Genomic DNA, 26,310 nt, shown 5'->3' with positions numbered 1-26,310 from the left:
GGCGGGTCGTGGAGCTCTTCCATGCGTCAATTCTCCCGGCCACCACCGACATTCAGCCGACAGATACCGAGGCAAAAGGGCTGGTTGTGGATAGTTTCCGGAACCCGGTCGGCGGTGGAGGAGTGAGGAATCAGACAATTTCCTTGACCCCTCGACTAAACCGGTATAGTTTTGACCTAAACCGGTTAAGACCGCTTCGGTCCACCTTTACCTCAGTGCGGAGGCGACATGGCTGCTCGCAAGCCGACCATCACGGATGTCGCGCGCACGGCCGGAGTGAGCAAGGGCCTCGTCTCCTTCGCCCTCAACGACAAGCCGGGTGTTTCGCCTGAAACACGGAAACGCATCCTTCAGGTGGCAGGCGACCTCGGCTGGCGTCCGAGCCTGAGTGCCCGGTCACTGTCCACGAGCACCTCCTTCGCACTCGGCCTCGTCATCCGCCGCAAAGCCGAAGTGATCAGCGCCGACCCCTTCTTCCCGGCCTTCATCGCCGGAGTCGAATCCGTCCTGGCCGATGAGGGACGAGCACTCGTCCTCAGCGTCGTCCCTGACGCGGACGCCGAACTGCGGAGCTATCGCACCCTCGCCGGCGACAACCGTGTCGACGGCGTCTTCCTCACCGACCTCCGCAAGAACGACGAGCGGTTCGCTCTGCTGACAGAACTCGGACTCCCCGCCGTCGCCCTCGGCCGGCCGGGACCCGGTGTCTCGATCCCCTCGGTGGAGGTGGACGACACCCACGGGATCGCCGCCGCTGTCGAGCACCTCGTCTCGCTCGGACACACCCGCATCGGCCACGTGGCAGGCGACCCCCACATGATGCACGGAGGACGTCGCAGAAGCTCGTTCGACGAGGCCATGCGCGAGGCAGGACTCGACTCCTCGCTCGTCATCGAGACCGACTTCTCCGCCTCGGAAGGGGCGGATGCCACGAGGCGGCTCCTCGACGAGGCGAACCCTCCGACCGGGATCGTCTTCGCCAACGACCCGATGGCCATCGCGGGACTCGGCGTCGCCCAGCAGCGTGGCCTCCGCGTCCCAGACGACCTGTCCATCACCGGGTTCGACGGCACGGACATCTCGGGTTACGTCTTCCCGGCCCTCACCACGATCACGAGCGACCCTGTCGAGTGGGGCAGGGTCGCAGCCCGTACTCTCCTCGAACTCATCGCCTCAGGCGAAGCCGAGAGTGTCGAGCTCCCACCGGCCGCACTCCTCGTGCGCGCTTCCACCAGCCCCCCACCATCAGAACGCGGCACCGTTGCCGCACACAGTTAAGGAGAAAACCGTGCATCGACGCACTCTCGTCACCGCGACCGCCGCAGCGGCCGTCGCACTACTGGCGCTCACCGCGTGCTCAGGAGGAGGCGCGGCCAAGACCGACGCCCTGACCTCCCGCGGCGACATCACCGTCTGGTACTCGAACAACGAGTTCGAGGTCAAATGGGCCAAAGCCATGATCGAAGCCTGGAATGCGGAAAACCCGGACGAGCAGATCAAGGGCCAGGAAATCCCCGCCGGAAAGTCGAGCGAGGAAGTCATCGGAGCGTCCATCACCGCAGGCACAGCACCCTGCCTCATCTACAACACCGCACCGGCTGCAGTCGGCCAGTTCCAGAAGCAGGGCGGTCTCGTCGACCTCGAGTCGTTCGAAGACGGCGCCGAGTACATCGAAGAGCGCAGCGGTGACTCCGCCGAGCAGTACAAGTCGCCTGACGGCGGCTACTTCCAGATGCCGTGGAAGTCGAACCCCGTCATGATCTTCTACAACAAGGACCTGTTCGCGGCAGCCGGGCTCGACCCGGAGAACCCGAAGCTCGCCACCTACGACGAGTTCCTGGCCACATCGAAGACGCTCGTCGACGCCGGTGTGTCTCCGTTCGCCATCAACCCGGCTCCGACAAGCGAGTTCTTCCAGACGCTGTTCGACTTCGTGCCGACCTACGCAGCTGAAAGCGGCGGAACCGGCATCGTCGAGGACGGCAAGGCGACATTCGCCGGCGAAGAGGGCCTCGAAGCCGCCACCTTCTGGAAGTCGCTCTACGACGGCGGGCTTGCAGGCAAGGAGCAGCACCAGGGTGACGCGTTCGCCGACGGATACGCCTCCATGGCCATCGTCGGCCCGTGGGCCGTCTCGGTGTACAAGGATCTGAACTGGGGTTCAGTGCCTGTTCCGACCAAGGACGGCATCGCGCCGGAGGAGACTTACACGTTCAGCGACGCCAAGAACGTCGGTCTGTACTCGGCCTGCAAGAACCAGGCAACCGCCTGGGACGTACTGAAGTTCTCCACGAGCGAGGAGCAGGACGGACAGCTCCTCGAGCTGACCGGCCAGATGCCACTGCGCCAGGACCTGCCTGAGGTCTACGCCGACTACTTCGAGGCCAACCCGGCCTACACGACGTTCGGCGACCAGGCCTCCCGCACGATCGAGGTGCCGGGCGGCAGCAACACCGTTGAGATGCTGCAGGTCATCCGCGACGCATACACCAAGGCCGTCATCGCCGGCGAAGGCGACCTCGAGGAAGCGCTGAAGGGCGCGGCCGACAAGGTCACCGAACTGGCGTCACAGGGATAGACGATGTCATCCGAAACGCTGGACCGTTCCGCGGGGGCCACCACCCCCCGCGGAACGGCGGGCGCGGGGCGGCGCCGGCGGCCCGTCACGCAACGCGTGCTCGGCAAGCACCCGCTCGGGTGGCTGCTGAGCGCGCCGTACCTGGTCTTCATCGTGCTGATCTTCGCGTGGCCACTGATCTTCGCGATCTACATGTCGCTGCACGACTACTTCTTCTCAGCCCCTGGCGCCGTCGTCGACCGGCCGTTCGTCGGCCTGGACAACTACGTCGCCGCGCTGACAGATCCGTCCGTGCTTCAGTCCTTCCGAAACGTCGGGGTCTTCCTGATCATCAACGTGCCACTGACGGTGGTTCTGTCGCTGGTGCTCGCCACTGCCCTCAACAAGGTCGTGCATCTCCGCACCTTCTACCGGGTGAGCTACTACGTTCCCTACGTCACTGCCAGTGTCGCTGTCGTGGCCGTGTGGATGTTCCTTTTCAGCGGCGGCGGACTCGTGAACACGGTTCTCGGGCCGCTGGCACCAGATCCCTCCTGGCTGATCAACCCGGACCTCGCGATGCCGACCATCGCTCTCTTCGTCACGTGGAAGCAACTCGGACTCTTCATCCTGCTGTACCTCGCCGCGCTGCAGAACGTGCCGAACGAGCTCTACGAATCGGCGTCAACTGATGGCGCCGGCGCGATTCGATCCTTCTTCTCCGTCACCGTGCCCGGGGTGCGACCTGCCACCGTGCTGGTTCTCCTGCTCGCAACGGTCACCGGTGCCAACCTCTTCACCGAGCCGTACCTCCTGACCGGCGGCGGCGGCCCGAACGGAGCGTCCACATCTCCGGTCCTCATCATCTATCAGCAAGGTCTCCAGCAGGGGAAGCCCGGCTTCGCCGCGGCAATCGGCGTCATCCTCGTCATCGTCGTGCTCGTCCTCGCCCTACTGCAGAACCGGTTCGCCGGCGGAAAGGACCAGTGATGGCCAGACAACACCGGGTCCCCGGCCAGCTCACCAAGGGTCAGTCGGCGCTCCGTAGCGTCGTTCTTGCCCTCGGAGCGTTGGTGTTCCTCTTCCCGTTCTACTACATGCTGATCGGGTCGCTGCAGACAAACCCCGACACGTCACTCGCCGGGGTCTTCCCGAACCCCGCAAACATCACCGGGGAGAATTACGTCGCGATCAACGAGCGGATCAACCTGTTCTCGGGTCTGCTCAACTCGGGAATTTTCGCCGGCGCCGTCGTGCTGGGCACGGTCGTGTTCGGGATGCTGGCGGGCTATTCCCTCGCCGTGCTGCAGTGGAAGGGCCGGGGAACGACGTTCGCCCTGGCGCTCCTCGTGCAGGTCGTCCCGTTCCAGCTGCTCATGGTCCCGCTCTACGTGCTGATCGCGCGGGACTACGGACTGGGAGACACCCATCTCGGAATGATTCTGCCGTTCCTCATCAACTCCACGGCGGTCATCATCTTCAGGCAGTACTTCCTGCAGGTGCCGAAGGAACTGTTCGATGCTGCCCGGATCGACGGGGCCGGCGAGGTTCGGCTCCTTTTGCAGGTGGCGATTCCCCTCGTGAAGCCTGCTCTGGTCACCGTCGTGCTCCTCACCTTCATCGGCCCGTGGAACGAGTTCCTCTGGCCGTTCCTCATCACCAAGGAGGCGAGCCTCCAGCCCCTGGCGGTCTCCCTCGCCAACTACATCTCGACGATCGCGTCGTCGACGGCCAACCCGTTCGGCGCGATGCTGGCCGGCGCTGTCGTGCTCGCCGCTCCGGTCGTCGTGCTGTTCATCCTCGGCCAGCGGTTCTTCATCTCCACGGACATCGGGTCCGGCGTGAAAGGTTAACAATGTCAGTCTCCACCTCCCCCTTCCCTTACAAGCTCACCCGGGTCGGCGTCGTCATGACGCCGGAGCCCGGCAACGAGCTCGAGGCCGAAGGTGTGCTCAACCCCGGCTCGGGCCGCGGCCCGGACGGAGAGCTCTACCTGCTGCCCCGGATGGTTGAGACGGGCAACATCTCCCGCGTCGGCCTGGCGAAGGTCGTCGTCGAAGACGGCATCCCGGTTTCGGTCGAACGGGAGGGCGTCGTGCTCGCCCCGGACCGCGGCTGGGAGCGAGGCGTCGGAAACGCCGGAGTGGAGGATCCGCGCATCACCTGGATCGCCGACCTCGGCCTGCACGTCATGACCTACGTGGCGTACGGCCCGCTCGGCCCGCGCAGCGCGCTCGCCACCTCACCGGATCTCAGGGAGTGGACCAGGCTCGGGCCGGTCCTGTTCGAATACGACGACGCCCTGGACATGGACCTGAACCTGTTCCACAACAAGGACACGGTCTTCTTCCCCGAACCCGTCACCGGGCCAGACGGGGTGAAGAGCTACGCCGTTTTGCACCGCCCGATGTGGGACCTGGACGAGGTCAAGCCCGGTCAGGGCATCCGCGTCCCCGCCGGGATCGAAGACACGAGGCAGAGCATGTGGATCAGCTTCGTCCACGTCGATGACGTCGCCCGCGACATCCGTTCGCTCACCTTCTGGCGCGGCCACCGCTTCCTTGCCGGGCCGGAGTTCGCCTTCGAAGAGGTCAAGGTCGGCGGTGGCCCTGCACCGCTCCGCGTGCCGGAAGGCTGGCTGCTCCTGCACCACGGAGTGACCGGTGTGCTCGCCCGCGCGTTCGACCAGCAGCAGAACGTCAACTACGCGGCCGGCGGCATGATCCTCGATGCGACCGAACCGTGGAAGGTTCTCGCCCGCACCCAGGAACCCCTCCTCGCGGCCGAGACCGAAGACGAGAAGAGCGGGATCGTCCCGAACGTCGTGTTCCCCACGGCGATCGAAGAGATCGACGGTAAGCACTTCGTGTTCTACGGGATGGCTGACTCGAAAATCGGCGCCGCCCAGCTTGAAAGCGTAAGCTGACCTGCACTCGCAGGGACGCGAGTGAGAGGAATGGCCTGATGCTGACAGGAACACGCCACCGGATCGTCGGGGGGCTGACCGCTGCCGTCCTCGCGCTCGGAACCCTCGGGCTTGCTGCCCCGGCTGTCGCCGCCCCTGCGCCACTGACCAACCTCGCCCACCTCGACTTCCTCCTCGACGAGGTCGCCCCGGCGTCCACGGCAGAACACACGACGTACCGCCTGGCTGAAGAGCCGGACCTGGTGATGCCGTGGACCTATGCCGACGCCAGGGAAGGCGGAACGTTCCAGCGGGTCGGTGGAGGGGCGCTCGATCCCGCGACCGGCCACTGGGGACAGGGCGCGTACAACGCCGACGACGTCACCAGGACGGCGGTCGTGTACCTCAGGCACTGGAAGCAGTTCGGAGACGGAACGTCGAAAGAGAAGGCGTACGAACTCCTCCGCTCCGTCGCCTACCTCCAGACCGCGACCGGTCCGAACGCCGGCAACGTCGTGCTCTGGATGCAGGATGACGGAACCCTGAACCCGAGTGCCGAGCCGGTCGAACTCCCTGACCCGTCCGACTCCGCCGAGAGCTATTGGGTCGCGAGGACCCTGTGGGCGCTCGGCGAAGGCTATGCCGCATTCCGCGACGTCGACGCCGACTTCGCCTCGTTCCTGCAGGAGCGGATGAAGCTCAGCGTCGCAGCCGTCCAGCGCCAGGTGCTCGACACCTACGGCACCTACCACGTCGTCGACGGTGTCAAGCTCCCCTCGTGGCTGATCACCAACGGTGCGGATGCCAGTGCTGAAGCGGTCCTCGGCCTCGCCGCGTACTCGACGGCGGCCCCTGAGGATGCCGCGGCACGCGACACCCTCGCGAAGCTCGCCGAAGGCATCTCGAAGATGGGGGCCGGGAACGCGAAGACCTGGCCGTACGGTGCGATCCTGCCCTGGGCTGAATCGCGAACGAACTGGCACGCGTGGGGCACGCAGATGCCTGCTGCGCTCGCCGCAGCATCCACCACCCTCCGCCAGCCCAAGCTGCTGACCCCGGCCATCGCCGATTCGGCCGTCTTCGATCCCATCCTGCTGACGGCAGGCGGGCCGGACAACGCGTGGCTCCCGACGCCCATCAACGAGAGTCAGATCGCCTACGGCGTGGACTCGCGGCTCCAGTCACTGCTCGGTGTGGCCACGGCGGCGACACTCCCCGGCCTGAGGGAACTGGCAGCCCTGGTCGGGAGCTGGTACTTCGGAACCAACGCCTCCGGTGAGGCGATCTACAACCCGGACACCGGAGTGACCTACGACGGTGTCGAGGCGAACGGTGACATCAACCGCAACAGCGGAGCTGAGAGCACCATCCATGGCCTGCTCTCCATGCTCGCCCTCGACGCGAATCCGGATGTCGCCAAGCGCGCCACTGGAGTGAACACCGTGGGTTCCCGCTCCGGCCTCACCGTTGTCGAAGCCGAGACGACGGCGGTCACGACCGGATCTGTCGTCGTCCCTGAGTCGAAGTGGACAGGCGAGTCCGAGTACTCCGGCACCGGATACCTCGAACTGACGCGCGGCGAGACCGCCACGTTCCGCCTGCCTGCTGCAACGGGCGCCCGGCTGATCGAGCCTGTCGTGTTCTCCGCGCAGGACGGAAAGGCCAGATCGCTGTGGCGAAGCGGTGTGCTGCCGCTCGGTGTGCTCAAGCACAGCGTCGGTGCGCAGGGCGTCACCGCCGTGCCTGGGGCGCTGCTGCCCCAGCCGCTCCCGATCCCGGTTCCGGCGAAGCTGTCCGCCGTGTCGGTCACGTCGCTGACAGGCGCGGTCGCGCTCGATGCGCTCATCGTGCGTCCCGTCGTCGGGCGGCTCGTCTTCACCGGTGAGGCCGGTCGCACCGAGCTGGCGCACTCCTCCGCCGTCCTGCCCCAGCGCGTCACGATGAACGCCGGCGGAAAAGCGGGCACACTGCGGAACTACGACTCCGGCGGCAAGCTCATCGCGAAGTACACGATCTCCGGTACGGCCACCGTCACCGTCAAGTCTGGCGGGTTCGCCGTGGTGACGAGTCCCTAGAAGATCATCGGGCGGTCGTCGTCGTCCTCGGTCGCGAGATCGAGGTCGACGAGGACGGGCACGTGGTCGCTCGGCGCTTCACCCTTCCGTTCGTTGCGGTGGATGGAGGCATCCGTCACCAGGCTCGCGAAGTCGGGAGAGCCGAGGATGAAGTCGATGCGCATGCCCTCGTTGCGGGGGAAGCGGAGCTGCTTGTAGTCCCAGTAGGTGAATCCGTCAGGCACGATCGGCCGCACGACATCGGTGAGCCCGATGTCGCCGAATGCGGCCAGCGCGTCGCGCTCCGGCTGCGAGACGTGGGTCGACAGGCCGGGAACGACGCTCGGGTCGCCCATGTCCGCATCGAAAGGAGCGACGTTGAAATCGCCCATGAGCGCGAACGGGACGCCGGGGTTCGCGGCCAGCCAGGCCGCGGCATCCGCCTTCAGCCGGGTCAGCCAGTCGAGCTTGTAGACGTAGTGAGGGTCGTCGAGGGAGCGGCCGTTGGGCACGTACAGGCTCCACAGCCTGACGCCGTTGACCGTGGCGCCGAGAGCGCGGGCCTCGAGCGGGAGCCCAGGCCCTTCCTGGCCCTTGAGGAATCCGGGCATGTCGGTGAACTGGGTGACGACGTCCGTCATCGGCAGGCGGCTCGCGATGGCGACGCCGTTCCACTGGTTGAGCCCGTGGACGGCCACCTCGTAGCCGGCCTCCTCGAACGCCTCGAGCGGGAACTGCTCCGGCTTGCACTTGATCTCCTGCATGGCGAGCACGTCGACGTCCTCGCGGACCATCCAATCGACGGTACGGGTCACACGGGCTCGGATCGAGTTGACGTTCCAGGTGGCGATACGCATGGACTCCACGCTATCCGACACCGGCGACGCCAGAAGGACGGTCAGGTGACGCCGAGGTGCGCCAAGATGGGGGAATGGGTTCACTTTCGATCGGCTACGCAGCCATGCTCGAGCAGTTCGCGCCGCAGGAGGCCGTCGCCCTCAGCGCTTTCGCCGAGCAGCACGGCTTCAGCGGAGTGATGGCGGCAGACCACTTCCAGCCGTGGGTGCCGCAGCAGGGCCAGTCGTCGTTCGTCTGGAGTGTGCTCGCCGCCCTCGGCGAACGGACCACAGGCGACTTCGGGCCTGGCGTCACCGCGCCGACCTTTCGCTGGCATCCTGCGATGGTCGCCCAGGCATCCGCGACGCTCGCCGCGATGTACCCGGGCAGGCACTGGCTCGGGCTCGGTTCGGGTGAGGCGCTCAACGAACACATCGTCGGGCAGTACTGGCCCGAGGCGCCCGAACGGATCAACCGCATGTTCGAGGCCGTCGACATCATCAAGAAACTCTTCGCCGCATCTCTCGCCGGCCGCGACGTGAAGCACAGCGGCCAGTTCTTCAAACTGGAATCCACCAGGTTGTGGACCATGCCCGAGGTCGCGCCCGAGATCCTCGTGGCCACTGCTGGGCCGGTCACCGCAAGACGTGCGGGAAAGCACGTCGACGGACTGATCACCGTCGGCGCCCCGCTTGAGAAGATCTCGATGCTCTTCGGACGGTTCGGCGAAGGGGCGCGTGAGGCGGGCCGCGACCCGTCGACGATGCCGAAGGTGCTGCAGTTGCACCTGTCCTGGGCACCGACGGACGAGGAAGCCATGCGCAACGCCCTCGTCGAGTGGCCGAACGGAGGCATGAAGTTCCCCAAGGGCGACATCCGTTCACCGTTCGAGTTCGAGCAGATGGCGAAGATGGTCCGGCCGGAGGACTTCGACGGCAGGATGGTCGTCTCCTCAGATCCCGACGTACACAGGGCTCACATCCAGCGGTTCGCCGACCTCGGCTTCGACCGCATCTACCTCCACAACGTCGGACGCAACCAGCGTGAGTGGATCGAGACCTTCGGCCGCGACGTGCTGCCCGCCCTGGTGCGCTGAGCCGTGCTGAGCATCTGGGCTCCTGACGGCATCGGCGAGATCGACGCGGGCGACGACCTCACGGCGATCGTGGTGGATGCCGTCGGCGGCGACCTGCAGGACGGCGACATCCTCCTCGTCACCTCCAAGATCGTGTCGAAGGCGGAGGGCAGGCGCATCGACGCGTCCGACCGGGAACAGGCGATCACCGACGAGACCGTGCGCGTGGTGGCGAGCCGCGAGCATCCGAACGGGGTGACGCGGATCGTCGAGAATCGGCTCGGCCTCGTGATGGCGGCAGCTGGGGTCGACTCGAGCAACACTCCCGACGGCACCGTGCTGCTGCTCCCCGTCGACCCGGATGCCTCCGCGCGCGCACTGCGGGCCGGCCTGCGGTCTCGACTCGGAGTCTCGGTCGGCGTCGTCATCAGCGACACCGTCGGCCGCCCGTGGCGCGACGGCCAGACCGACATCGCGATCGGAGCGGCGGGCATCCGTGTCGTTGACGACCTCCGTGGGCAGACGGATGCGTCAGGGCGGCCTCTGACCGTCACGCTTCCGGCGGTCGCCGACGAGCTCGCCGGTGCGGCAGACCTCGTGAAGGGCAAGGCGTCAGGGCGCCCGGTCGCCGTGGTTCGCGGGCTGCCTCACCTGCTCACAGAGGACGATGGCCCGGGAGCCCGCGCGCTCGTCCGCAGCGCCGAGAAGGACATGTTCCGGCTGGGAACCGACGAGGCGTATGCAGCCGGGTTCGAGGCGGGGCGCGAGGTTTCGGGAGGAAGAAACGAGGGTCCGTCGACATCAGGTCGATCAACCCCCTGATTCTCCTCCCGAAACCCGCTCAGGTCGTGTCGAAGGCGATCAGCGGGCGCCCGGTTCGCGGGTGGGCGAGGACGTCGGCCCGCACCCCGTAGACCTCGCTGATCAGGTCGCCGGTGAGAACGGATGCCGCGGGTCCGGCCGCGACGACACGGCCGGAGCTGAGTACGATCACCGTGTCGGCGTACGCGGCGGCGATGTTGAGGTCGTGCAGGGCGGCAACGGCCGTGATCCCCGCAGCGGTCTGCGCGCGAACCAGAGAGAGCAGGCTTAGCTGGGCCCGCACGTCGAGGTGGTTGGTCGGTTCGTCGAGGAGGAGCAGGCGCGGTTCCTGAGCCAGGGCGCGAGCGAGGTGCACCCGCTGTCGCTCGCCGCCGGACAGCGTGTCGAATGGGCGGTCGGAGAAAGCGGTCATACCGACGGCCGCGAGGGCATCCGCGACGATCCGGCGGTCGTCCGGTCCCTCAGCCGACCAGCGGCCGATGTGCGGGGTGCGGCCGAGGAGGACGACATCAGTGACGCGCAGACCGGTGTCACCGTCGCCGTGCTGTTCGCTCAGGGCCACGATCCGCGCCCGATCGCGGCGGCGAAGCGCCAGCAGGTCGTCGCCGGCGAAGAGCACGGCACCTGACGCGAGGGGCAGGGTGCCGACAAGGAGCTGGAGCAGGGTCGACTTGCCGGCCCCGTTCGGACCGATGACGGCGCCGAACGAGCCGACGGGCAGCTGAACGTCGACTCCGTCGATGATGAGGACGCCGTCGCGCGAGAACGACAGCCGACGCGCGTCGAGCGCAGGGGATGTCTCGGCCGGGGCCGGGCTCACCGCGTCGCCGAGGCTGTGGTCTGTCGTCGTCACGAGATCCTCCTCGATCGAAGCAGGAGCAGGGCGAACACCGGTGCGCCGACGACGGCGGTGAGGATGCCGACGGGCAGTTCGCGCGGGTCGAACAGCGTCCTGGCACCGGTGTCGATCCAGATCAGGAAGATCGCCCCGGCGAGAACCGACAACGGCAGCACGACGCGATTGCGTTGCCCGACGACGAGTCGCACCGCATGCGGCAGGATGAGCCCGACGAATCCGATCGAGCCGGACACGGCGACCATGGCCCCGGTGAGCAGCGCGGTCGCGGTGAGCAGCAGCCAGCGGGTCGAATTCACGCTGACTCCGAGGGCGGATGCCGCGTTGTCGCCGAAGGCGAACGCGTCGAGGGTGCGCCCGGTCAGCAGAAGCGGAATCCCGACGATGAGCAGGGCGCCGAGCGCGATCGCCACAGCAGGCCAGCGGGCTCCGCTGAGCGAACCGAGCAGCCAGCTGAGGATCTCACGGTAGGTGTCGCCCGTCGCCGACCAGAAGATCACGAGGCTGGTGAGCGCGCCGAAGAACGACGAGACGGCGAGTCCGGCGAGGACCGTGCGCGTGGGAGTGAGTGTTCCTGACGCTCCGGCGAGGAGAAGCGTGCCGAGCAGGGCGACGATCGCCCCGCCGAACGCGGCGACGGGAAGCAGCACGCCGAGGCCGAGGAGGATGACGGCGACGGCGCCGAGGGATGCGCCGGACGACAAACCGAGGAGGTACGGGTCGGCGAGCGGGTTGCGGGTGATCGCCTGCATCACCGTTCCGGCGAGGGCGAGACCGGCACCAACGGCCGCGGCGGTGAGGACACGGGGCATCCTGAGCTCCCACACGATCCCGTCGCGGAGCGGCGAGAGGACCTCGCCGCCGAGCAGGGTCGGGTCGAGACCGAGGTGGCCGAGGATCGACCCCCAGACCTCCGCCGGACGGATGTCTGCGGGGCCGAACGTCACGGCGAACACGATGGACAGCAGCACGAGCACAGACAGCACGACCACGAGCAGGCTGGTCGGCACGCGTCGCAGTCCGCGGCGCCCCGGCGATGCCGGGGTCGCCGGGGTCTCAGCCGCTGTCGCCGTGGTCACAGTCCGAGCGCCTCCAACTGGTCGGCGATGGTCTGTGCCGCCTCGACGTTCCGCACGCCGGCCTCCGTCGCAGCGAAGGGCACGGTGATGAACCGCTTCTGAACGACGGCGTCGAGCTTCGCCGTGGCCGGGTTGGAGGTGAGCACGTCGATCTTCTTCTCGGCGCTGCCCCAGTCCGAGACGACGAGGACGATCACGTCCGGGTCGGCATCGACGACGGCTTCCCAGTTGAACGGTGTCCACGAGTCGTCGACCCCCGCCGCGATGTTGGTGATGCCGACGGCATCCAGAATCATCTGGGGAGCACCGCTGCCTGCACCGACGTACGGAGTGTCCGAACCGCTCGAGTACCAGAGCGCACTCACGTCGTCTGCCTGCTGAAGCTCGTCGAGCGCGGCGCGCTGGTCGGCGACGAGCTCGTCGGCGGCATCCGAGACGCCGAAGACGGCACCCATCTCGGTGATCTGGTCGAAGACGTCGTCGAAGGCGAGTGTGTCCGGCCGACCCGCTTCCTTGCATGCGGCAGGGGACACGTAGGTGTTGACGCCCAGGTCGCCGAGGGTGGCCCTGTCGCCGGCGCCGTCAGCGGAGAAATTCGACTCCCATCCCGCGTAGACGAGGTCGGGTTCGAGGTCGAGGACGGCCTCCTGGCCGGGGACCTTGTCGCTGATCACGGGGATGTCCCCGCCGCCGAGGTCAGCGGGAATCGGGCCGTCAGGGAACGCCCGGCCGAGGATGTGGTCCTCGAGCCCGAGCGCCAGGAGCATCTCGGTGGTGGTCGACTTGATGGTCAGGACCTTCTCCGGGGCCTTCTCGAAGGTGACCTCTGTGCCGCAGTTGTCGACGGTGAGCGGGTAGGCGGATGCCTCGGGCGCAGCGGACGACGGGGCTGCAGCGGGTGTCGTGGCACACCCGGTGACGGCGAGCAGGGCGGCGGCGGTACCGGCGAAGACGGCTGAGCGAAGGAACGGGGAACGGAAGACGGATGTCATGAGACCTCGGGTGTCGGGGAAACGGCGGAGTGCAGCACGAAGTGCCAAACGACCCGCCACCCAAGTCCGGGCAAGCTCAACCGGTCAAAGCCAACCGGTGGTCTACGTCAACGATACGCCCGTCACGTTTCCGAAAGGTACATCGCTCACGACAGGATGTCCTTCGACGCGAACCGACCGTAGGCGAGCGAGAAGAACACGAGGATGTACGCGCCCTGCAGGAGAGCGTTGTCGCCGAACGACGTCCAGTCGATCGGCTGGCTCAGCAGTCCGGCGAAGCCGAGCCAGTGGTGGCTGAACAGCCACGGATGCAACCACGACAGCTGGGGGATCACGTCGAGGATCTGCGCGACGACGGCGACGACGACCGTGGCGGCCATCGCCCCGACGGGCACGGAGGTGAGGGTCGAGATGAACAGGCCGATTGCGCACAACCCGAGGAGCGAGACGGTGACGTACGACGCCACGAGCACCGACCTGAGGAACGACTCGGGCACGTCGATGACGTCTCCGGAGAGAAGTGTGACCGGCCCGACCGGGAAGAGGACCGCACCGATGACGGTGCCGGCCAGGACGAGGGTGAGGGTCGCGGCTGCGCAGAACGCGGCGGCTCCCGCGAACTTGACGAGCAGGAGCCTGAGCCGACCGGCCGGGGCGACGAGCAGGTACCGCAGCGTTCCATGCCCGGCCTCCCCGGCGATCGTGTCGCCGGCCACGACCCCGATCGTCAGCGGAAGGAACAGGGGAATGGCCACGACCATCGCCGTGAAGCTCACGAACAGGCCGTTCTGAGTCACGCGATCCAGAAAAGGAGGGCCGTCACCGGGGTCGAGTTCCTCGGAGGAGAGCCGCACCGCGACGGCGAGCAGGATCGGGATGAGCGCGACGGCCGCGAGCATCGCCCACGTGCGACGTCTGCGGAACAGAACGGAGAGTTCGGTGCCGAGCAGGCCGAGACCTGCCGTCGGGCGGGTCGCGGTGACCGTGTCAGCGGAGGACATCGAATCCCTCCCCGGTGAGGGCGACGAACCGGTCCTCGAGGCTCGGTTCGTCGACGGTGAAGCCGCGAACGCGCACGCCGGCCGACACCAGTGCAGGCACGATCAGGTCGGCGTCGATCGAGTCGTGCGCGAGGATCGCGGTGACCTCGGGGTGCGGCCCGGCATGCGCCGTGGCATCCGTCTCCAGGCCGAAGCGGGCGAGGACGGAGATCGCGGCTTCGGCATCCGGTGTCAGCACCCGGATCTGCCTGTCGCCTGTGCCCCTGAGATCGTCGAGCGACCCCTGGGCGACGAGCGCACCAGCGCTCATGATCGCCGCGTGGGTGCAGACCTGTTCGACCTCCGCCAGCAGGTGGCTGGAGACGAACACGGTGGTGCCTTCGGCGGCGAACGACCGCACGAGCGCCCGCACCTCCCTCGTGCCCTGCGGGTCGAGCCCGTTGGTGGGTTCGTCGAGCACGAGCAACTCCCGCGGCCGAAGAAGCGCGTTCGCGATCCCGAGCCGCTGCTTCATGCCGAGCGAGTACGCTCCGGCCTTCTTCGTGGCCGCAGCCGTCAGGCCGACGCGGTCGAGCGCCGACGCCACGCGGGCTCGCCTGGTCCGCGGTGACGCGCCACGATCGGCACTGTCCAGGCGGCGGAGGTTGTCCTCGCCTGACAGGAACGGGTAGAACGCCGGGCCCTCGACGAGCGCGCCGACCTGCGGAAGGACGCTGCGCAGCCGGTCGGGCATCGTCTCGCCGAGAACGCTGATCTCCCCACTCGTCGCCCGGACGAGGCCGAGGAGGAGACGGATGCTCGTGGTCTTCCCCGACCCGTTCGGGCCGAGGAAGCCGAAAACCGCACCGCGCGGTACCGCGAGATCGATGGCATCCACCGCGACCTGACGACCGAAGTTCTTCGTCAGTGCCCGGGTCTCGATGGCGAGGTCGGCAGGCGGATTACCGTCGCTCACAGGATGATGTTCACGATCGCCGGATGCCGTCAGCTCGCCGCGGCCAACAACCGGTCGACCGGGACCGACCCGGCCAGGATTCGGCCATCGTCGGTGAAGAGCACGGTGAGGAGCGCCGTCGAGAATGCGCGGCCACCATCCACGTCCGTCGTGAGTTGAGCGAACAGGGGGTTGGCCGCGAGGTCGGCAGGGACGGATGCCGCAGAAACCTCCACGATCGCATCCCAGCCGGTGCCGGTGACGACCGGTTCGCCGACCGGAGTGCGGGTGTCGTGCGTGCCGGCTTCAGGCGCGGAGGGGAACGGCTTCTCCTCGACGGTGACGTCGCCAGGGGTGAACTCGAACAGGCTCGCAGCGGGCTCGGCGAGGTCGATCGCGGTGAATCCGACCTCGAACGCCGGGTCGTCCTGGCCGACGGCGGCGACAGTCACCTGGAGGGGGAGCCCGGTCTCCGAGTCGACCGAGATCGACACGGATTCGGCGAGGGTGCCCGATGCCTTCGGGGTCAGGATCAGTTCGTACACCGTCCGCCCGGCGACGGTGGAGTCGGTTCCGACAGCGAAGTCCGTGCTCGGGCCGAGCTTGTCGATGATGCGGTCGGCGACCTCTGCAGGAGTGGCCGGGGCGGAGGTGGCGTCGACCTGCTCGCCGAACATCTCCGCGGCATCCGCAGGGATGGCCACATGGGTGGCGACGTTCGTCTCGGAGTCGTAGTACCAGGCGTCCGTGCCGTTCGTGATGGCGCTGCGTTCAGCGAGCGAGTCGTTGGTCTGCACGCGCAGGTTCGCCGGTCCGTCGACGAAGACGCGTGCCTCCTGCGTGTCGCTCAGCAACTCGAACAGGTCGGAGACCGCTCCGGCGTCCCCGCCTCCGGGTGCGACGGCATCCATGCCTTCGGGGATCGACGGGAGCCCGAGGTCTGCGGTCTTCTCGACAGTTCCGGAGAATGAGTCCTCAGTGCTCTCGGCGATCAGGACCAGTACCTCGTCCGCCGATTTGTCCGGCAGGTCGACCGATGCTCCGGCCTGCATCGGTACGGCGATGACGGCGACCGCGATCACGGCGGGCGCGACGAGCGCCGGAAGCCAGTTGAGCGATTTTCGCGACACGATCCACATCCTTTGTCAGACCACGACTGTGACCCGAATGGTACGCCGTCGAACTGGGAGTTGCCAGATCCTCCAGCGTTCCCGTGGTGTGATCTCAGCGCCCGGTGAAGTCAGGTTTCCGTTTGGACTGGAAAGCGGCGAAGCCCTCCCGGTAGTCCTCGGTGTCGCGGAGCGCGGTTTGCGCGGCATTCTCGTGGGCCATGGACTCCCACAGCCCGAGTCGTTCGTCGCGCAGCTCGGCGACGAGTTTCTTGCCGGCCAGGAACGCCTGTGTCGCGCCGGCGGATGCCGCGACGGTGGCGGATTCCGTCGCCTCGCGCACCTCGTCGGCAGCAAACACGCGGCTGAACAGACCGGATGCGACGGCTTCCGTCCCCGACATCAGCCGGCCGGTGTAGATCAGGTCGAGGGTCTTGTGGGCGCCGAGCCGGTCGGTGAAGAGCGCGTGTCCGCCCGAGTCGAGGGTGGCGCCCAACGCGGCGAACGGGGACCCGATCTTCGCCGTGTCTGCCACGTAGACGACATCCGTGGCGATGAGAAGGCCGAGACCGACGCCAAGACAGGCGCCGTGAGCCGCCGCGAAGGTGGGGGCGGGAAACGCGCTCATCCGTTTGAGCAGCGGTGTCACGAGGCCGTCGAGGTATCCGGAGACGTCGTCCGTCGCGGGGTCGACGCCGGAGATGTCGCGACCGGCGCAGAACGCCCGCCCTTCGCCGCGCAGCATGAGCGCGCGCACGGCCGCCTTCTCCGCGTCTGCGTACGCGGCGTCGAGGGCGACGAGAGCGTCGGCATCCAGCGCATTCAGACGATCGGGCGCAGACAGCGTGACGTAGGCGACGTCGTCGGTGACGCTGAGGTCGATCATGGGGTGTCCTTTCGGATGCCGGGTGTCTTGCCAGGTCAGACGTCGTAGTCGACGACGACCGTCGGGGTTCTCGGATGCGACTGGCAGGTGAGGATGTAGCCCCGCTCGAGTTCGTCCGGTTCGAGCGCGTAGTTCTCGGTCATGGTCACGTCGCCGGAGACCAGGCGGGCGCGGCAGGTGCCGCAGACGCCGCCTGCGCACGCGAATGGGACGTCCGGCCGCACCCGCAGGGCGGCGTTGAGGATGCTCTCGTTCGCTCCGACGGGGGTCGTGACGGTCGCCGTCTGCCCGTCGAGCGTGAATTCGATGCCGATCGTCTCGTCGCCAGGCCTCGTGATCACCGGGCGTCCGGAATCCCCGTGGGCTCGAGTGGGATCGCCGGTGGTGAACAGCTCGAAATGCACGCGAGCAGCTTCGACGCCTGCGCGCTCGAGGGCGTTCCGGCAGAGTTCGACGAGATCGAACGGTCCGCAGAGGAACCATTCGTCGACGGTATCCGGCAGCAGGATCGAGCCGAGCATCAGGTCGAACTTGTCCGAGTCGATCCGTCCGGAGAGCAGGGGGCTCGAGCGTTGCTCCCGCGACAGGACGTGGTGCAGCGCCAGACGGGCCGGGTAACGATCCTTGAGGTCGGCGAGTTCTTCGAGGAACATCACATCGAGCGCCGTCCGGTTCGTGTAGACGAGCGTGAACCGGGACGAACCCGATGCGGCCAGAACCGACGACGCCAGTGACATCAAGGGTGTGATGCCGCTCCCGGCGGCGATTCCGACGAGATGCTCGCCGGCGAGGTCGTCGATGGGGACGGTGAAGGTGCCCTGCGGGCTCATCACGTCGATGCGGTCGCCTGGCTTGAGGGTGTCGTTCGCCCAACCGGAGAACGCACCGCCGAGGTCGCGTTTGATCGCGACGCTGATCGACCCCGTGGTCGGCGGTCGGCAGATCGAGTAACTGCGTCGCAGTTCGTGCCCGTCGATCGTCGCCCGGAGCGCGACGTGCTGACCGGGCACATAGTCGTACGACCCGTGCAGTTCGGGCGGGACCGCGAAGGTCACCTCGACGCTGTCTGCGGTGAGTGGGCGGATGCCAGACACCTCCAGCGTGTGGAACCTCGCCCGGTGCTTCGTGGCGCCGAGGTTTCTCGCGGCCACGGTCAGAGGACCTTGAAGTAGTCGAACGGTTCGAGGCAGTCGGCGCACTCGTAGAGGGCCTTGCACGACGTCGAGCCGAAACGGGCGAGTTCCTGTGTCTTCAGCGACCCGCAGCGTGGGCATTTCACCGACAACGTCAGCCGCACAGGTCCGGAGTCCCGCGCCGGAGCGCGGCCGTTCGGGGCCGCGATGCCGTAGCGGCGGAGCTTCTCCTTGCCTGCGTCCGTCATCCAGTCGGTGGTCCACGCGGGGGACAACGCCAGCCTGACCGTCACCCTGTCCCATCCGGCTTCGGTCAGCGCGAGTACGACGTCGTCGCGCATCGCGTCGATCGCCGGACACCCTGAGTAGGTCGGGGTGAGGACGACCTCGACGCTCCCGCCGTCGACCCGCACATCGCGGAGCACGCCGAGGTCTTCGATGCTCAGCACGGGGATCTCCGGATCGACGACCGTTGCGGCCGTCGCCCACGCCTCCGCGCGGCTGCGCTGCCTGGTCGCGGTCACCATGACGCCCCAGGGTGCCTGCGAGCCAGCACCTGCATCTCGGTGAGCAGGTAGCCGAGGTGCTCGGAGTGTCGCCCGTGTCTCCCGCCGCCCGCGGCTGGAGGAGGAGTCGGGACCTCGAGCTCGGCTTCGGCGAACAGGCCGGCGAGAACCCGGTCGAACGCCGGGCGGAGGAGTGTGGGTCGGACGGCGATACCGTCGAGTTCGTCGTGCAGCGGCTCGTCGCGGAACAGCTCGTCAGCGTACGGCCACAGGTCGGAGAGCGCCAGGAGAAGCCGGCGCCTGGACTCGTCTGTGCCGAGGGCGAGGCGCAGGATCCACTGTGACGCGTGGTCGCGGTGGTAGTCGACCTCTTTCACGGCCTTGCCGGCGACGGCGGCCAGCGTCTGGTCGGTGGATCCGGCCAGGCGGTCGTACAGCTCGAACAGGTAGACGCTCATGATCGCCTGGCGGACGATCGTGTGGGCGAAGTCGCCGTTCGGCTGCTCGACGAGGTGCACGGACCGGAATTCGGTCTCGTCGCGGAAGTAGGCGAGATCGTCCTCGGTCCTGCCGGATGCCGTGCCGGCGTAGTGGAGGAACGATCGCGCCTGGCCGAGCAGGTCCAGCGCGATGTTACCGAGCGCGACGTCCTCCTCGAGTTCGGGGGCTCGGGAGATCCACCAGCCGAGCTGCTGGGCGAGGATGAGGGAGTCGTCACCGAGCCAGGTCGCATATTCGGCGACGGCCGGCGACGCGACAGTGGCCCGCTCGACGAGTTCCTCGCCCAGCGTCACCTCGGTCACATCGACGTGTCCGTGCGGGTGTTCTGTCACAGGTGTTTCACGCCCTCTGACTTCGTGTAATACGACGCGTGCCGGTAATTCTTGCCCGCGGGGGACTCGAAGAACGCGCCCTTGGCATCCGGATCGCTCGTGGTGATGTCTGCTGCCCTGACCACCCAGATCGACACGCCTTCACCTCGCCTCGTGTACAGGTCGCGGGCGTTGCGCACGGCGAGGGTCTCATCGGGAGCGTGCAGCGAGCCGACGTGGACGTGCGAGAGACCGCGGCTCGGGCGCACGAAGACCTCCCAGAGCGGCCAGGTGTCTGTGGTGTCGCGCTCGCCTGGTGTGGTCATGACGCCTCTTTCAGGGATGCCGCCGCATGCTTCTCGGCGTAGGCGGCCGCGGCCTCACGGACCCAGCGTCCGTCCTCGTGGGCCTGACGTCTGCGCTGCATCCGCTGGGTGTTGCACGGCCCGCGACCGGCGAGGACCTCGTGGAACTCCTCCCAGTCGATCTCACCGATGTCGTAGTGCCCGCGCTCGTCGTTCCAGGCCAGCGCCGGGTCGGGGAGATCGAGGCCGAGCACCTCCGCCTGGGGCACGATCATGTCGACGAACCGCTGCCGTAGGTCGTCGTTGGAGAACCGTTTGATCTTCCACGCCATCGACTGTGCCGAGTTGGGGGACTCGTCGTCCGGAGGACCGAACATCATCAGGCTGGGCCAGTACCAGCGGTTCACCGCATCCTGCGCCATCTCGTGTTGTGCAGGTGTGCCCTTCGCCAGTTCGAGCAGGATCTCGAAGCCCTGCCGCTGGTGGAAGGATTCCTCCTTGCAGATGCGCACCATGGCACGGCCGTACGGTCCGTACGATGCGCGGCAGAGCGGCACCTGGTTGCAGATCGCCGCACCGTCGACGAGCCAGCCGATGGCACCCATGTCCGCCCAGCTCAGGGCCGGGTAGTTGAAGATGGACGAATAGCGGGCCTTGCCTGCGATGAGCTGCTCGGCCATCTCGTCGCGGCTGATGCCGAGGGTCTGAGCTGCCGAGTAGAGATAGAGGCCGTGGCCGGCTTCGTCCTGCACCTTGGCCATGAGGATTGCCTTGCGCTTGAGGCTGGGCGCGCGCGTGATCCAGTTCGCCTCAGGCTGCATGCCGATGATCTCGGAGTGGGCGTGCTGGGAGATCTGTCGGATGAGGGTGCGACGGTACGCAGCGGGCATCCAGTCGCGGGGTTCGATCCGGGAATCGTTGTCGATGAGGTCGGTGAAGTAGCGCTCGGCGTCCACATCCGCCTCGGAAGCCGCCTGCTGGTTTTGGCTCATCGTCGAACCCCTCGCTTTACTGAACGATCGTTTGGTAAGTATATACTGGACGCCGCCGCACGGGCAACGCGGGCGGCGGATCCCGGCCCCAGGGCCCGTGCCAGACTGGACGAACATGTCACAACCAACAGTTCCTGCCGTGCCGCTCGGTGAGCCGAAGCGCGGTCGCCCCGGCTACGACCAGAGGCAGGTGCTCGACATCGCCGTTGCTGCGTTCATCGAGCACGGCTACGACGCCACATCCATGGGCGTGCTCGCCGAGCGGCTGGGGCTGAGCAAGTCCGCGATCTACCACCACTTCCCGTCGAAGGGCGATCTGCTCCGCCTCGCCCTTGACGAGGCGCTGTCAGCGCTCGAGGGAGTCCTGGCGCTGCCGGGCGCGGTGAGCGGACCTGCGGCAGACCGGCTCGCCGTCGTCCTGCGGGGCGCGGTTGTCGTGCTCGTGGACAAGCTGCCGTTCGTGACACTGCTGCTGCGGGTCCACGGCAACACCGAGGTGGAACGCAATGCCCTCGCGCGGCGTCGGGCGTTCGACCGCGCCGTGACCGCGCTCGTGGTCGAGTCCTGCGACGAGGGCTCGCTGCGCGGCGACATCGACCCTCGGATCGTCACCCGTCTGCTGTTCGGAATGATCAACTCGATCGTCGAGTGGTACCGGCCCGGCGGACCCGAGTCGACCGAGAAACTCGCCGACGACGTGCTCGCCGTCGCGCTCGACGGCCTCCGGGTGCCTGCCGCGCGAGTCTGACCCGCCCCGTCCGGCCGCCGCCGCGCTGACGGCATCCGCGGCCTGCCGTTGCTGCGAACGGTGTCAGCCCTGCGTCTGCGCGATCCACTGCGTGAGGACGGACCTGAGCGCGTCGGCGCGCTCGTGGACCTCGTTGGCGGAAGCGAACGTGAGCACCGCGCGGTCGGTGCCCTTCCAGTCGAGCGGCAGACCGGCAGCCTCGATGTCGACCACGAGCGGCGTCGCCCGCTTCACAGCGCCGGTGTGGAGCACGAGCCGCAGCGCGCCGGCCGGTGAGAACCCCGTGGTCGCGAAGTGGTCGGCGATCGCGAAACTCGGGGCGTTCCACTTGATGCTCTCCTCGATCCGCGGGTCGATCGTGCGGATGAGTGCGCAGAGGTCAGCGAGTGCATCCTTCAGGGGCTGTTCGCTCGCCTCGAGGTACGCGTCGGTCTCCTGGCGGCTCATGTCTGCTCTCCCTGGCTTCGGTACCCCGCTACTCCTTGGCGACGAGGGTCAGCACATCGTAGCTGGCGACGAGTTCGTCCTTCTGGTTCGAGATCACCGCGTCCCAGCGCACCTCGCCGTACTCGTCGGTCTCCCGCGGCGTGATCTGCTTGGCGGTGAGTGCGACCCGGATGCTGTCACCAGGCGACACCGGCGTGACGAATCGCAGGTTCTCCAGCCCGTAGTTCGCGAGGACGGGCCCAGGGTCAGGGTCGACGAACAGCCCGGCCGCCCATGACACGAGCAGGTAGCCGTGGGCGACGCGGCCGGGGAAGAACGGGTTCGCCGCTGCGGCTTCCTCGTCGGTGTGCGCGTAGAAGGTGTCGCCGGTGAACTCGGCGAAGTGGCCGATGTCGTCGAGGGTGATCTCCCGCTGGGCCGACAGCACCTGGTCGCCGATCCGCAGCTCGGCGAGGCTCTTCCGGAACGGATGCCCTCCCGTGGCATTCGCCGAAGCGCCCTGGTGCCAGATCCCGGTGATCGCGGTGAGCATGTCTGGAGAGCCCTGGATGGCTGTGCGCTGCATATGGTGCAGGACGGCGCGGATGCCGCCGAGTTCCTCCCCTCCACCCGCGCGGCCGGGCCCGCCGTGCACGAGGTGAGGGACGGGGGAGCCGTGCCCCGTCGAGGTGCGGGCGTCGTCGCGGTCGAGCAGCAGCACGCGCCCGTTGAGGGGAGCGATGCCCGTCATCACCTCGATCGCGACGGCCGGGTCGTGGGTGGCCAGGCTCGTGACGAGCGAGCCGCCTCCGCGGGCCACCAGGCTGATCGCGTCGGGCAGAGTGTCGTAGCCGATCACACTCGACACCGGGCCGAACGCCTCGACCGTGTGCACGGCATCGGCTGTCCCGTCGGCGAAGTGGAGGAGCAGCGGCTCGACGAAGGCGCCGTCTGCGGACGGGCCCGACGTGCCGTCCGCGTGCCGGACCGCAGGGGCATCCGTCGATCCGATGACGATGCGTCCGCCGGCGTCGACGAGCCTGCCGACCTGGCGGAGTACTTCGTCGCGCTGCGCCGTGGAGGCGAGCGGGCCCATGGTCACGCCATCGGCCCGCGGGTCGCCGAGCACGACGCGGTCGGTGATCCGCGCCTGAACCGCAGCGACGAGCGGGTCGACGAGGGCATGGGGAACCAGAGCGCGGCGGATGCCTGTGCACTTCTGGCCGCTTTTACTCGTCAGCTCGGCGACGAGCTGCTTCACGAAGGCGTCGAACTCGGGGGTCTGGGTTCCGGCATCCGGGCCGAGGATCGATGCGTTGATCGAGTCGGTCTCCGAGCTGAACCGCACCCCGCCGGTCTGCACGCACGGGTGTGATCGCAGCTGCTCAGCCGTCGAGGCCGAACCGGTGAACGCGACGATGTCGCCGAGCCGGAGGGCGTCGAAGAGCCCGGGGACGCTGCCGGAGACGAGGGAGAGCGATCCGTCTGGAAGCAGCCCGGACTCGACGAGGATGCGCACGAACGCCTCGGTGAGGTAACCGGTCGGAGTGGCCGGCTTCACAACGGTCGGGACGCCGGCCAGGAACGCCGGGGCGAACTTCTCGAGCGATCCCCAGACCGCGAAGTTGAACGCGTTGATCTGGACGGCGACGCCTGGGAGCCTCGTGTAGATGTGCCGACCGAGGAACGACCCGTCTTTCGACAGCGACTCGACAGGGCCGTCGGGGTAGACGACGGTGTTCGGCAGTTCCCTGCGTCCCTTCGACGAATAGGTGAAGAGCACGCCGATCCCGCCGTCGATGTCGACCCACGAGTCGGCCTTCGTCGCGCCGGTGCGCGAGGAGATCTCGTACAGTTCGGCCTTGCGCTCGGTGAGCAGCTGCGCCATCTGCTTGAGCAGCACCGCGCGCTGATGGAAGGTCAGGGCGCCGAGGGATGCCTGCCCGGCGGTCCTCGCGTAGTCGAGGGCCGCCGCGAGGTCGAGACCCTCCGTGCTGACCCTGGCGACCTCTTCCCCGGTGGACGCGTCCCGAATGACGGTGCCGTCGACTCCGGATGCCGGGGTCCACCACTCTCCGTTGATGTAGCTGGGCAGGATGGTGCTCATGGTGCCTCCGGTGATGGGGATGTCGCGAGTTGCTGGGTTTGCAGGGGTCGAGGGCCGCATGCACCCCGGATAGTCAGCAACTCGCGGTGGTCTGGGTACAGTGGGTGCATGGCGTGGGAGATCGTGCTCGGGGAGCTGGACGTCAAGATGGGCGTGACGATCGTCGAGCAATCTGCGGAGCGGGTCGTCGCCACCATGCCTGTCGAGGGCAACCGCCAGTCGTTCGGATTGCTCCACGGCGGAGCATCCGTCGCCTTCGCCGAAGCGCTCGGGTCGTGGGCGGCCGTCATCCACGCCGGCCCCGGCCGCACCGCCGTCGGCGTCGACATCAACGCGACACACCACCGTGCGGCGACGAGCGGCATCGTCACCGGGGTGGCGACCGCCGTGCAGCTCGGCCGGACCCTGGCCTGCCACGAGATCGTGATCACAGACGACGAGGGCCGCAGGCTCTGCACGGCGCGCATCACCAACCTGCTCCGAGACATCCCCTAGGCACCGTCCCAGTCGAAGAAGCCCCTGCCGGACTTGCGCCCCAGATCGCCGGCGGCGACCTTGTCGCGCAGCAGCTGAGGGGGAGCGAAGCGCTCGCCGAGTTCGGCGTGCAGGTACTCGGCGATGCCGAGCCGCACGTCGAGGCCGACCTGGTCGGTGAGCCGGAGCGGGCCGACGGGGAACCGGTAGCCGAGCACCATGGCCGCGTCGATGTCTGCGGCGGACGCGACCCCGTCTTCGAGCATCCTGATGGCCTCGAGCGCGATCGCGACGCCGAGCCGTGACGAGGCGAATCCCGGTGCGTCCCGGACCGTGATCGGCGTCTTGCCGAGCGCCGTCACCCAGCCGGCGGCCTGTTCGGCGAGACCGGATGCCGTCGAGCGCCCGAGAACGACCTCGACGAGCGCGGATGCCGGAACCGGGTTGAAGAAGTGGAGGCCGAGGAACGACTCAGGACGACGGAGTGAACCGGCGAGGGCGTCGATCGAGATGGAGGAGGTGTTGCTGGCGAGGGCTGCGCCGTCGCGGATGACGTCCTCGACGGCGCGCAGGGCATCCGTCTTGAGCGCGCGATCCTCGGGAACCGCCTCGATCACGAGCTCGCAGTCCCCGAACTCGGCGACGGCCACTGCGGTGCGAAGCCGACCGAGCACGGCATCCGCGTGCTCGGTCGTCGAGCCGCGTTTCACGCTCGCGGCGACGGCGGCACCGATGCGGTCCGCCGCGGCATCCGCCTCGGCCTCGTCGCGCTCGACCACCACCACGTGCGCGCCGCCGAGCAGGAAGGCGTGCGCGATTCCCGCTCCCATCCTCCCGCCGCCGAGCACGCCGACCGCGTCGGGAAGGTCCCCGCTCACGATCGCTTCCTCTCCAGGAACGCCGTCATCCGTGCGGTCTTCTCCCGCGACTCGAAAAGGACGGCCTGCTCGTCGAGGTCGACCCGCGGATGCTCGCTGCGCGCGGCAGCGAAGACCCGTTTCGTCGCACGGATGGCGGCCGGGTCGCCCTGGAGGATCCGGCCGGCGAGGGCCCTCGCCGCGTCCAGCAGTCGATCAGCCGGGTGGAGTTCGGTCACGAGGTGCGCGGCGAGAGCCTCGTCGGCGGTGAGGATGCGGCCGGCGAGGAGGATCTCCTTCGCGAGGGGTTCGCCGACGAGGTCACGCAGGCGCCAGCTCGCTCCTGCGGCAGCGATGATGCCGAGGGAGGGCTCCGGGTTGCCGATGCGGAGGGAGGGGGAGGCGATCCGGAAGTCGGCGGCGTAGGCGAGTTCGGCGCCGCCTCCGAGTGCGTAGCCGTCGATGGCGGCGATCACCGGCATCGGCAGGTCGGCGATCCGCTGGAACAGTCCGGTGTTGATGCCGGCGAGGGCGTCGGCGGCGCGCCTGACGAGCAGCTCGGCGATGTCGGCGCCGGAGGCGAAGACCCCGCCAGCTCCACTGAGGATGAGGACCTGCGGCTCCCGTTCGAGCTCATCGCAGACGGTGTGAAGCTCGTCGATCATCGCCTGGTTGATGGCGTTCCTGGCTGATGGACGGGTGAGCAGAACCTCGACGGCGGTCTCGGTGCGGGTGATCCGCAGCGTGGGCTCTGTCATTGCTCCCCAGACTTCTTCGTCGGTGCCGTCGACCGGAATAACCGACCGTTCGGACAGTAAGTCTGTCATACGCGCACTCACACAA

The 26,310-nt window shown here is 67.8% G+C and carries 27 protein-coding genes; 10 read left to right on the top strand and 17 right to left on the bottom strand.

Annotated features, from left to right (window positions below; all coding sequences use genetic code 11):
* Nucleotides 1-228 precede the first annotated feature (228 nt).
* The 6 genes from AC1M0F_RS15485 to AC1M0F_RS15460 are packed head-to-tail and all read left to right on the top strand — an operon-like array spanning nt 229 to nt 7,537.
* The gene (locus AC1M0F_RS15485) at nt 229-1,278 is read left to right on the top strand and encodes a LacI family DNA-binding transcriptional regulator (RefSeq protein WP_480239158.1); all 1,050 of its coding nucleotides are present in this window, start codon (nt 229-231) and stop codon (nt 1,276-1,278) included.
* Nucleotides 1,279-1,288: 10 nt separating this feature from the next.
* A complete protein-coding gene (locus AC1M0F_RS15480; protein ID WP_480239157.1) occupies nt 1,289-2,578 on the top strand; it encodes an extracellular solute-binding protein in 1,290 nt (429 codons plus the stop codon).
* Nucleotides 2,579-2,581: 3 nt separating this feature from the next.
* A complete protein-coding gene (locus tag AC1M0F_RS15475; protein ID WP_480239156.1) occupies nt 2,582-3,547 on the top strand; it encodes a carbohydrate ABC transporter permease in 966 nt (321 codons plus the stop codon).
* Nucleotides 3,547-4,410 (top strand): carbohydrate ABC transporter permease, encoded by an 864-nt coding sequence (locus tag AC1M0F_RS15470; protein WP_480239155.1) that lies wholly within the window; start codon nt 3,547-3,549, stop codon nt 4,408-4,410. The genes AC1M0F_RS15475 and AC1M0F_RS15470 overlap by 1 nt, the downstream gene beginning before the upstream one ends.
* Before the next feature lie 2 nt (nt 4,411-4,412).
* A complete protein-coding gene (locus tag AC1M0F_RS15465; RefSeq protein WP_480239154.1) occupies nt 4,413-5,483 on the top strand; it encodes a glycoside hydrolase family 130 protein in 1,071 nt (356 codons plus the stop codon).
* Nucleotides 5,484-5,521: 38 nt separating this feature from the next.
* Nucleotides 5,522-7,537, top strand: a complete 2,016-nt coding sequence (locus tag AC1M0F_RS15460) for a hypothetical protein (RefSeq protein ID WP_480239153.1) — start codon at nt 5,522-5,524, stop codon at nt 7,535-7,537.
* Here AC1M0F_RS15460 and AC1M0F_RS15455 read toward each other — a convergent pair.
* Complete coding sequence (locus tag AC1M0F_RS15455) at nt 7,534-8,373, bottom strand: exodeoxyribonuclease III (protein ID WP_480239152.1); 840 nt, start codon at nt 8,371-8,373, stop codon at nt 7,534-7,536. The two genes, AC1M0F_RS15460 and AC1M0F_RS15455, sit on opposite strands and share 4 nt — an antisense overlap.
* A 74-nt stretch (nt 8,374-8,447) precedes the next feature.
* Between AC1M0F_RS15455 and AC1M0F_RS15450 the strand changes: the two genes are divergently transcribed.
* The gene (locus AC1M0F_RS15450; protein ID WP_480239151.1) at nt 8,448-9,449 is read left to right on the top strand and encodes a TIGR03557 family F420-dependent LLM class oxidoreductase; all 1,002 of its coding nucleotides are present in this window, start codon (nt 8,448-8,450) and stop codon (nt 9,447-9,449) included.
* Nucleotides 9,450-9,452: 3 nt separating this feature from the next.
* Entirely contained in the window at nt 9,453-10,250 is a 798-nt protein-coding gene (locus AC1M0F_RS15445) for a coenzyme F420-0:L-glutamate ligase (RefSeq protein WP_480239150.1), read from the top strand.
* 19 nt (nt 10,251-10,269) lie between these two features.
* Here the strand turns inward: AC1M0F_RS15445 and AC1M0F_RS15440 are convergent, their stop codons facing one another.
* The 12 genes from AC1M0F_RS15440 to paaA form a co-directional block, all read right to left on the bottom strand.
* A complete protein-coding gene (locus AC1M0F_RS15440; protein ID WP_480239149.1) occupies nt 10,270-11,103 on the bottom strand; it encodes an ABC transporter ATP-binding protein in 834 nt (277 codons plus the stop codon).
* Entirely contained in the window at nt 11,100-12,185 is a 1,086-nt protein-coding gene (locus AC1M0F_RS15435; protein ID WP_480239148.1) for a putative F420-0 ABC transporter permease subunit, read from the bottom strand. The genes AC1M0F_RS15440 and AC1M0F_RS15435 overlap by 4 nt, the downstream gene beginning before the upstream one ends.
* A complete protein-coding gene (locus AC1M0F_RS15430) occupies nt 12,182-13,177 on the bottom strand; it encodes a putative F420-0 ABC transporter substrate-binding protein (protein ID WP_480239147.1) in 996 nt (331 codons plus the stop codon). Before AC1M0F_RS15430 ends, AC1M0F_RS15435 begins: the two co-directional genes overlap by 4 nt.
* Nucleotides 13,178-13,323: 146 nt before the next feature.
* Nucleotides 13,324-14,178 carry an ABC transporter permease gene (locus AC1M0F_RS15425; protein WP_480239146.1) on the bottom strand — a complete coding sequence of 285 codons (855 nt, stop codon included), beginning with the start codon at nt 14,176-14,178 and terminating at the stop codon, nt 13,324-13,326.
* Nucleotides 14,165-15,133 carry an ABC transporter ATP-binding protein gene (locus AC1M0F_RS15420; protein ID WP_480239145.1) on the bottom strand — a complete coding sequence of 323 codons (969 nt, stop codon included), beginning with the start codon at nt 15,131-15,133 and terminating at the stop codon, nt 14,165-14,167. The genes AC1M0F_RS15425 and AC1M0F_RS15420 overlap by 14 nt, the downstream gene beginning before the upstream one ends.
* A 29-nt stretch (nt 15,134-15,162) precedes the next feature.
* Complete coding sequence (locus AC1M0F_RS15415; protein WP_480239144.1) at nt 15,163-16,242, bottom strand: LolA family protein; 1,080 nt, start codon at nt 16,240-16,242, stop codon at nt 15,163-15,165.
* A gap of 94 nt (nt 16,243-16,336) precedes the next feature.
* A complete protein-coding gene (locus AC1M0F_RS15410) occupies nt 16,337-17,107 on the bottom strand; it encodes an enoyl-CoA hydratase/isomerase family protein (RefSeq protein ID WP_480239143.1) in 771 nt (256 codons plus the stop codon).
* A 35-nt stretch (nt 17,108-17,142) separates the two neighbouring features.
* Entirely contained in the window at nt 17,143-18,258 is a 1,116-nt protein-coding gene (gene paaE / locus AC1M0F_RS15405) for a 1,2-phenylacetyl-CoA epoxidase subunit PaaE (RefSeq protein WP_480239142.1), read from the bottom strand.
* Nucleotides 18,259-18,260: 2 nt separating this feature from the next.
* The gene (gene paaD / locus AC1M0F_RS15400) at nt 18,261-18,767 is read right to left on the bottom strand and encodes a 1,2-phenylacetyl-CoA epoxidase subunit PaaD (RefSeq protein WP_480239141.1); all 507 of its coding nucleotides are present in this window, start codon (nt 18,765-18,767) and stop codon (nt 18,261-18,263) included.
* Nucleotides 18,761-19,579 carry a 1,2-phenylacetyl-CoA epoxidase subunit PaaC gene (gene paaC / locus AC1M0F_RS15395; protein ID WP_480239140.1) on the bottom strand — a complete coding sequence of 273 codons (819 nt, stop codon included), beginning with the start codon at nt 19,577-19,579 and terminating at the stop codon, nt 18,761-18,763. Before paaC ends, paaD begins: the two co-directional genes overlap by 7 nt.
* Nucleotides 19,576-19,884 (bottom strand): 1,2-phenylacetyl-CoA epoxidase subunit PaaB, encoded by a 309-nt coding sequence (gene paaB / locus AC1M0F_RS15390; protein WP_480239139.1) that lies wholly within the window; start codon nt 19,882-19,884, stop codon nt 19,576-19,578. The genes paaC and paaB overlap by 4 nt, the downstream gene beginning before the upstream one ends.
* On the bottom strand, nt 19,881-20,855 hold the full coding sequence (gene paaA, locus AC1M0F_RS15385; RefSeq protein WP_480239138.1) for a 1,2-phenylacetyl-CoA epoxidase subunit PaaA: 975 nt from the start codon (nt 20,853-20,855) through the stop codon (nt 19,881-19,883). Before paaA ends, paaB begins: the two co-directional genes overlap by 4 nt.
* A gap of 115 nt (nt 20,856-20,970) precedes the next feature.
* On the opposite strand from paaA, the gene AC1M0F_RS15380 reads away from it, so the two are divergent.
* Nucleotides 20,971-21,603, top strand: a complete 633-nt coding sequence (locus AC1M0F_RS15380) for a TetR/AcrR family transcriptional regulator (protein WP_480239137.1) — start codon at nt 20,971-20,973, stop codon at nt 21,601-21,603.
* A gap of 63 nt (nt 21,604-21,666) precedes the next feature.
* Here AC1M0F_RS15380 and AC1M0F_RS15375 read toward each other — a convergent pair whose 3' ends face one another.
* Complete coding sequence (locus AC1M0F_RS15375; RefSeq protein WP_480239136.1) at nt 21,667-22,050, bottom strand: DUF1801 domain-containing protein; 384 nt, start codon at nt 22,048-22,050, stop codon at nt 21,667-21,669.
* 28 nt (nt 22,051-22,078) lie between these two features.
* Nucleotides 22,079-24,136 carry a phenylacetic acid degradation bifunctional protein PaaZ gene (paaZ, locus tag AC1M0F_RS15370; RefSeq protein ID WP_480239135.1) on the bottom strand — a complete coding sequence of 686 codons (2,058 nt, stop codon included), beginning with the start codon at nt 24,134-24,136 and terminating at the stop codon, nt 22,079-22,081.
* A 108-nt stretch (nt 24,137-24,244) separates the two neighbouring features.
* On the opposite strand from paaZ, the gene AC1M0F_RS15365 reads away from it, so the two are divergent.
* Nucleotides 24,245-24,631 (top strand): hotdog fold thioesterase, encoded by a 387-nt coding sequence (locus AC1M0F_RS15365; protein WP_480239134.1) that lies wholly within the window; start codon nt 24,245-24,247, stop codon nt 24,629-24,631.
* Here AC1M0F_RS15365 and AC1M0F_RS15360 read toward each other — a convergent pair.
* Nucleotides 24,628-25,440, bottom strand: coding sequence for a 3-hydroxyacyl-CoA dehydrogenase family protein (locus tag AC1M0F_RS15360; RefSeq protein WP_480239163.1), 813 nt, complete (start codon nt 25,438-25,440; stop codon nt 24,628-24,630). The two genes, AC1M0F_RS15365 and AC1M0F_RS15360, sit on opposite strands and share 4 nt — an antisense overlap.
* Before the next feature lie 44 nt (nt 25,441-25,484).
* Nucleotides 25,485-26,225 (bottom strand): enoyl-CoA hydratase/isomerase family protein, encoded by a 741-nt coding sequence (locus AC1M0F_RS15355; protein WP_480239162.1) that lies wholly within the window; start codon nt 26,223-26,225, stop codon nt 25,485-25,487.
* Nucleotides 26,226-26,310 lie beyond the last annotated feature (85 nt).

Source organism: Mycetocola sp. Y719, from assembly GCF_056713205.1.
Note: the sequence above shows the minus strand (reverse complement) of the source record. Positions and strands in the feature narration are given on the sequence as shown.